Here is a 6,816-nt window from a genome sequence, read left to right on the forward strand (position 1 = left end):
CCGGACGATCCGGTGCTGCGCTGGCGGGTCAGCCCGGCCGCCGGCGCGCTCGCCGCCGCGGCGTTGCCCACCGCGCTGGCGCTGGCCACACTGGCGCCCGCGCTTGTGGTGGCGTTGTTCTCGCCGTTCGCGGTGCTGAGCCGGGTGTGGCAGGGGCCGCCACCGGAGCTGCTGACCCCGCCGGCGAACGCGGTGAATCCCACCCACGTGCTCACCGCGCTGCTGCTCACAGTGACAGCGGCGCTCGCCGCCACCGGGTTCAGCGGGGGCCGGCGGTCCCGTGCGGTGCCGGTGATCCTGCCCGGGGCGGCGGTCACGCTGCTGATCACGCCGGTGGCGCTCGGCCGGGGCTGGCCGGTGACCGCGCTGGCCGCGCTGGCGGTGTTCACCATCTCGATGCTCGGCCTGGCGCTGACCCCACCGCCGGCGCTGGCCGAGCCGGGCCGGTCGATCCGGGTGGCCCGGGTGCTGGTCTTCGCCCTCGGGCTGGCCGCCGGTGGCGCCGGGCTGGCCGGCAGCCTCGCCACCAGCGACCTGACCGTGTTCACGCTCGGCGGCGCGGTGGGCGTGGGCGCCGTCGCCGCGCTGTTCGGCACCACCCAGCGCGCCCGCATCCTGGGCTGGCTGTTCGGCTCGCTGATGGCGCAACTCTTCGTGCTCACCGTCGGCCTGAAGTCCGGGCTCGCCGCGGTCTGGTCCGCCTTCGGGGTACTCGCGGTCGGCGCGGCGTTGCAGGTCTTCGCCGCCACGCTGCCCCGGCTGCGCCGCCCCGAGGCGTACCGGGAGGCGGCCACCGTCGAGTGGAGCGGCTTCGGGGCGGCGCTCATCGCGCTGGCCCTGGCGTACGACTCGCCCCGGCACATCGCCGCGCTGCTGGCCGCGTGGGGTGCGGTCCTCGGGGTGGCGGCCACCCGTCCGGGGCGGCGGCCGATGGAGCGCAACCTGCTGTTCTGGGCGGTAGTGGCCTGCGAGATCAGCGCCTGGTGGATCCTGATGCGGGTGGCCGACGTGGCACTGCCGGAGGCGTACACGCTGCCGTTCGCGGCGCTCGCCCTGCTGGTCGGGGTGCTGCAACTGCGCCACCGGCCCGACCTGTCGAGCTGGGTGGCGTACGGCCCGGCGCTCGTCACCGCTTTCCTGCCCACGCTGGCAATCGTGATCGCCACCGACTCCAGCATGCTGCGCCAGGTGCTGCTGCTGCTCGGCGCCGTCGCGGTGCTCATCTTCGGCTCGACCAGCCGGCAGCAGGCCCCGGTGATCGTGGGCGCCGCGGTGACCGCGATCGCGGCCGTGCACGCGCTGTTCAGCCTCGGCCCGTGGCTGGTGCTGATCCCGGTCGGCATCGTGCTGCTGGCGCTGGGCGCGAGCAACGAGCGTCGCCGCCGCGCCCAGGAGCGCCTGCAGACCGCGCTGCGCGGCATGCGGTGAGCCGATCGGGCCTGGCGGTGCCGGGCCCGCCCGGCTCACGCCCGCCGCCGGGCCGCGTGCCCGCCGGTCCGCGGCACCTCACCCGGCCGGTCCGCGGCACTCTGCCGGCCGGTCCGCGGCACCCTGCCCGGCCGGCTCGCGGCGTCTCCCCGGCCGTTCAGTACGGTCACACTCCGTGTCGAAGTGCCGGGGCGGGCGGGGCACCTCTCTGCCGACTTTGCTCTGCAGCCACGGAGGCAACGGTCGCCCACCGTGACGAGTGCCGCTGCGGAGCCAATTTCGAGGAAACGCAGAACCGCAGGTCAAGGCCGCGCTGCGCCGATGGCTGCAGAGCAAAGTCGGCGGAGGGCACAAACAGCCGCCCGCCCAGCCGGTCACGCTCAGCAACCAACCGAGTTAAGCACGAAGAGTGACGAACGGTCAGGTGAGGGAGGCGCGCAGCGCGGCTTCCTTCTCGGCGACCAGATCCTCCAGGCTCGCCTGGTAGGCGGCCATCCTGTCGCGCAGCACCGGGTCGGAGGCGCCCAGGATGCGTACCGCCAGCAGGCCGGCGTTGCGGGCGTTGCCGATCGAGACGGTGGCGACCGGCACACCGGCCGGCATCTGCACGATGGACAGCAGCGAGTCCATCCCGTCCAGGTACTTCAGCGGCACCGGGACACCGATCACCGGCAGCGGGGTGACCGAGGCGACCATGCCGGGCAGGTGGGCCGCCCCGCCCGCGCCCGCGATGATCACCTGAACGCCCCGGCCGGCGGCGGCCCGGCCGTACTCGATCATCTTGCCCGGGGTGCGGTGCGCCGAGACCACGCCCACCTCGTACGGCACGCCGAACTCGTCCAGCGCCTCGGCGGCGGCCCGCATGACCGGCCAGTCCGAGTCGCTGCCCATGATCAGCCCGACGGTGCTCATCAGTGCCCCTCCTGGAGCCAGCGGGCGGCACGCGCGGCCCGGGCCCGTACGTCCTCAAGGTCGTTGCCGAGCACGGTGACGTGCCCGATCTTGCGGCCGGGGCGGACCTGCTTGCCGTACAGGTGGACCTTGGCCCCGGGCTCGGCGGCGAACAGGTGGTGCAGCCGCTCGTCGATGGAGATGCCGCCCGGCTCGCCGCCGAGCACGTTCGCCATCACCACGACCGGCGCGGTCAGCGAGGTGTCCCCCATCGGGTAGTCGAGGACTGCCCGCAAGTGCTGCTCGAACTGCGAGGTCCGGGCCCCCTCGATGGTCCAGTGACCGGAGTTGTGCGGCCGCATGGCCAGCTCGTTGACGACCAGCCCGGACGGCGTGTCGAACAGCTCCACCGCGAGCAGGCCGACCACACCGAGCGCGGTCGCGAGGTCGATGGCGAGCTGCTGCGCGGCGACGGCCTGCTCCTCCGGCAGGTCGGGCGCGGGCGCCAGCACCTCGACGCAGATGCCGTCGCGCTGCACCGTCTCCACCACGGGGTACGCGGCGACCTGCCCGAACGGCGACCGGGCCACCTGCACGGCCAGTTCCCGGCGCAGCGCCACCCGCTCCTCGACCAGCAGCGGGGTGCCACCGGCGAGCAGCGTGGCGGCCAGCTCACCGGCCGCGCCGGCGTCGTCGACCATCCAGACGCCGCGCCCGTCGTAGCCGCCCCGGGCGGCCTTGAGCACCACCGGCCAGCCGGTCTCCTCGCCGAAGGCGACCAGGTCGGCCGGGGACTCCACCGGACGCCAGGCCGGGTTCGGCGCGCCCAGCTCACCGAGCCGTTCCCGCATCACCCGCTTGTCCTGCGCGTGCACCAGCGCCTCGGCCGGCGGGAACAGCTTCACGCCCTCGTCGGTCAACGCGCGGATGTGCTCGTTGGGCACGTGCTCGTGGTCGAAGGTGACCACGTCGCAGCCCTTGGCGAACGTACGCAGCGCGGCCAGGTCGGTGTGGTCGCCGTACTGGACGTCGGCGGCGACCAGCGCGGCGCCGTCGTCCGGGGCGAGCGCCAGCACGCGCAGCGACTGGCCGAGGGCGATGGCGGCCTGGTGGGTCATCCGGGCGAGCTGGCCGCCACCCACCATGCCCACGACGGGGAGACCGGTACGGGAGTCCATAGCGCCGCCAGCCTATAAGGGCCGGCGCCGGGCCGGACCGCGAGGGCGGTCCGGCCCGCTCCGCTCAGCCGAGCTGCGCGACCAGCTCCTCGACGCCGGTCACCGGCCGCTGGCAGACGAAAGCCCCGGCAGACGTACGCGGCAGGCCGCCCGTCGACGAACGGCCGTCCGGCCAGCAGCGGCACGCCGGGCTGGTCCGGGGCGCCGGCCACCACCACCGCGCCGGGCGGGGCGTGGCGCCGGGCAGCGGCCACCAGCGGGTCGCCCTCCGGGTCGCCGGTCGCCACCGCGATCTCGTACGGCCCGGACAGCAGCGCCTCGCCGACAGTGGCGGCGTAGCCGGTGAACCGGGCGTGCCGGTCGACGATCGGCGCGACAGTCGACAGCGTCTGCTCGGCCGCCTCCCGGTAGCGGGTCTCCCCGGTCAGCGCCGCGTACGCCACGAGCGCCGCGACGATCGCCGACCGGCCCGACGGGGTCGCGTTGTCGGTCGGGTCGGCGGGCCGGGTGACCAGGCGCTCGGCGTCGTCGGCGGTGTCGTAGAAGGCGCCGTCCGGGCCGGCGAACCGGGCCAGCGCCACATCGAGCAGCTCACCGGCCAGCGTCAGCCAGCGCCCCTCGCCGGTGAGCTGGTGCATCGCGCAGAACGCCTCGGCGACGCAGCCGTAGTCCTCCAGCACACCGGCCGGCTCGCCCACGACCTTGTCCCGGGAGACCCGGCGCAGCCGCCGGTCCACCACGTGCACGGTGGCCAGGTGCTCGGCGGCGTCCCGCATCGCGCCGTCGGAGACGATCAGCACACCGTCCATCAGGTTCGCGTCCTCGTCGTCCGGGGACACGAGCAGCGCGGCGACCTGCTGGAACTCGGCGATGGCGGTGATCGCGAGCCCGTTCCAGGCGGCCACCACCTTGTCGTCGCGGGCCGGCTGCGGGCGGGTGTCCCGGGCGGCGAGCAGCCGGCCCACCACGTCCTGCCAGCGGGCCCGCACCGCCGGGTCGGCGTCGTCGACGTCCCGGGCCAGCCGCAGCACGCTGCTGCCGTGCTCGAACGTGCCCTCGGCGGTGACCTCGAACAGGTCGGCGGCGAACCGGCCGTCGTCGGCCCCCAGCACCTCGACGAGCTGGTCGGGCGTCCAGACGTAGGTGAGCCCCTCGACGCCGTCGGTGTCCGCGTCCAGCGCGGAGGCGAAGCCCTCACCGGCGCGGTGCAGCTCGTCGGCGAGGAACCGGGCGGTGTCGCGGGCCACCCGGCGGGCCAGCCCGTCGCCGGTGAGCCGCCAGAGCTGGGTGTAGACGCGCAGCAGCAGCGCGTTGTCGTAGAGCATCTTCTCGAAGTGCGGCACGGTCCAGTGCCGTCCACCGAGTAGCGGGCGAACCCACCGGCTAGCTGGTCGTTGAGGCCGCCACGGGCCATCGCCTCGCAGGTGTGCCGGACGATCTCCAGGCTGCGCGCCGAGCCGGTGCGCTGGTGGTGCCGGAGCAGGAAGAGCAGGTTCATGTGCGGCGGGAACTTCGGCGCGCCGCCGAAACCGCCGTTCGTCTCGTCGTACTCCCGGGCGAGCTGGCTTCGGCGGCGGCGTGCAGGCCGGGGGTGAGCGGGGCGGTCACGCCCCCGACCGCCTGCGCGCCGCCGATCGCCTCGACCACGGCGGCGCCCTGGCGCAGCACCGCCTCGCGCTGGTCGCGCCAGGCGGTGGCGACCGAGCCGAGCAGGCGGATGAAGTTGGCGCGCGGGAAGTACGTGCCGCAGAAGAACGGGGTGCCGTCCGGCGTCGCGAAGACGGTCATCGGCCAGCCGCCCTGCCCGGTCATCGCCTGGGTGGCGGTCATGTAGACCGCGTCGACGTCGGGGCGCTCCTCGCGGTCGACCTTCACGCAGACGAAGTCGTCGTTCATCAGCCGGGCCACTGCCTCGTTCTCGAACGACTCGTGAGCCATCACATGACACCAGTGGCAGGCTGCGTAGCCGACCGAGATCAGCACCGGCACGTCGCGCCGCTTCGCCTCGGCGAACGCCTCGTCACACCACGGCCACCAGTCGACCGGGTTGTCGGCGTGCTGGAGCAGATAGGGCGAGGTGGCCTTGGCGAGTCGGTTCACCACCCGACCCTATCCACCATCGCCTTCCGACGCCGCCGGTGCGGCAGGGGTCAGGAAGCGCCGTCGGCGCGCAGCGGGAAGACGTTGTCCCGGGCGCCGTCGCGCAGCGACCCGAGCACCGCCGCGATCTTGTCGGCGGGCATCGGCTTGAAGAAGTGGTAGCCCTGGGCGGCTGTGCAGCCCAGCTCGGCCAGCGCGGTGCGCTGCTCGGCGGTCTCGACGCCCTCGGCCACGACCCGCAGCCCCAACTCGTGGGCCAGCCCGACGGTGGTCCGGACGATCGCCGCCGCCTCGGGCGAGTCGGCCATCCGGAGCACGAACGACCGGTCCACCTTCAGCTCGTCCACGGCGATCCGGGTGAGGAACGTCAGCGAGGAGAAACCGGTGCCGAAGTCGTCCACCGCGAGCTGCACGCCCATGGCGCGCAGCGTGGCCAGCACCTCGTCGATGATCTCCAGCTCGCTCATCACCACCGTCTCGGTGATCTCCAGGACCAGCCGGTGCGGCGGGACCTGGTGGCGGCGAAGCGCCTCGTCGATCTCGGCGGGCAGTCGCGGGTCGAGCAGGCTGCGCGCGGACAGGTTCACCGAGATGGGGACGTCCAGCCCGTCCCGCGCCCACGCGGACGCCACGGCCAGCGCCTTGTCCAGCACGTACCGGGTGAAGCTGCCGAGCTGCTCGCTGTTCTCCACCGGGCGGATGAAGTCGGCCGGGCCGAGCCATCCCCGGCGCGGGTGCCGCCACCGGATCAGCGCCTCCACGCCGGTCGGCGCGCCGGTGGCCAGGTCCACCGCCGGCTGCAACGCCAGGACCAGCTGGTCGTCGGCGGCCAGCGCCTCCCGCATCTCCGCGAGCAACGCCAGGTGGTCGGTGCTCGCCGCGTCGCGGGAGCTGTCGTACGCGGCGACGCTGCCGCCGCCCTCCTTCGCCTGGTACATGGCGATGTCGGCGCGCCGCAGCAGCTCGGTCAGGTCGGCCGCGCCCGCGTCGGCCACCACCACGCCCACTGCCACCTCGACGGACATCCGTACCCCGGCCACCTCGGTCGGGGCGGCGAGGCGTTCGGCGACCTCCCGGGCCTGGCGCAGCGCGTACGCCAGCGGGGCCGTCCGGTCCTCGACCATCGGCACCGAGGTCAGCAGCAGCGCGAACTCGTCGCCGCCGAGCCGCCCGAGCAGGTCGCCCGGCCGGGTCAGCGCGGCGAGGCGGCTGGCGGTGA

4 protein-coding genes and 1 pseudogene are annotated in these 6,816 nt (G+C 74.4%); 1 reads left to right on the forward strand and 4 read right to left on the reverse strand.

The window, feature by feature from the left end; translation table 11 throughout:
* The coding region (locus MCBG_RS15390) for an SCO7613 C-terminal domain-containing membrane protein (RefSeq protein WP_043326490.1) at nucleotides 1–1,428 on the forward strand (1,428 nt) is incomplete at its 5' end.
* Between the two features lie 420 nt (nucleotides 1,429–1,848).
* Here MCBG_RS15390 and purE read toward each other — a convergent pair.
* From purE to MCBG_RS15410, 4 genes and pseudogenes are all read right to left on the reverse strand, one after another.
* Nucleotides 1,849–2,340 carry a 5-(carboxyamino)imidazole ribonucleotide mutase gene (gene purE, locus MCBG_RS15395; protein ID WP_043326491.1) on the reverse strand — a complete coding sequence of 164 codons (492 nt, stop codon included), beginning with the start codon at nucleotides 2,338–2,340 and terminating at the stop codon, nucleotides 1,849–1,851.
* A complete protein-coding gene (locus MCBG_RS15400) occupies nucleotides 2,340–3,497 on the reverse strand; it encodes a 5-(carboxyamino)imidazole ribonucleotide synthase (protein ID WP_043326493.1) in 1,158 nt (385 codons plus the stop codon). The genes purE and MCBG_RS15400 overlap by 1 nt, the downstream gene beginning before the upstream one ends.
* A 64-nt stretch (nucleotides 3,498–3,561) precedes the next feature.
* A pseudogene (locus MCBG_RS15405) lies at nucleotides 3,562–5,597 on the reverse strand (thioredoxin domain-containing protein).
* A gap of 50 nt (nucleotides 5,598–5,647) precedes the next feature.
* The coding region (locus tag MCBG_RS15410; protein WP_043326497.1) for a putative bifunctional diguanylate cyclase/phosphodiesterase at nucleotides 5,648–6,816 on the reverse strand (1,169 nt) is incomplete at its 5' end.

Origin of the sequence: Micromonospora sp. M42, assembly GCF_000568915.1 — a bacterium.
Taxonomy (GTDB): Bacteria; Actinomycetota; Actinomycetes; order Mycobacteriales; family Micromonosporaceae; genus Micromonospora; species Micromonospora chalcea.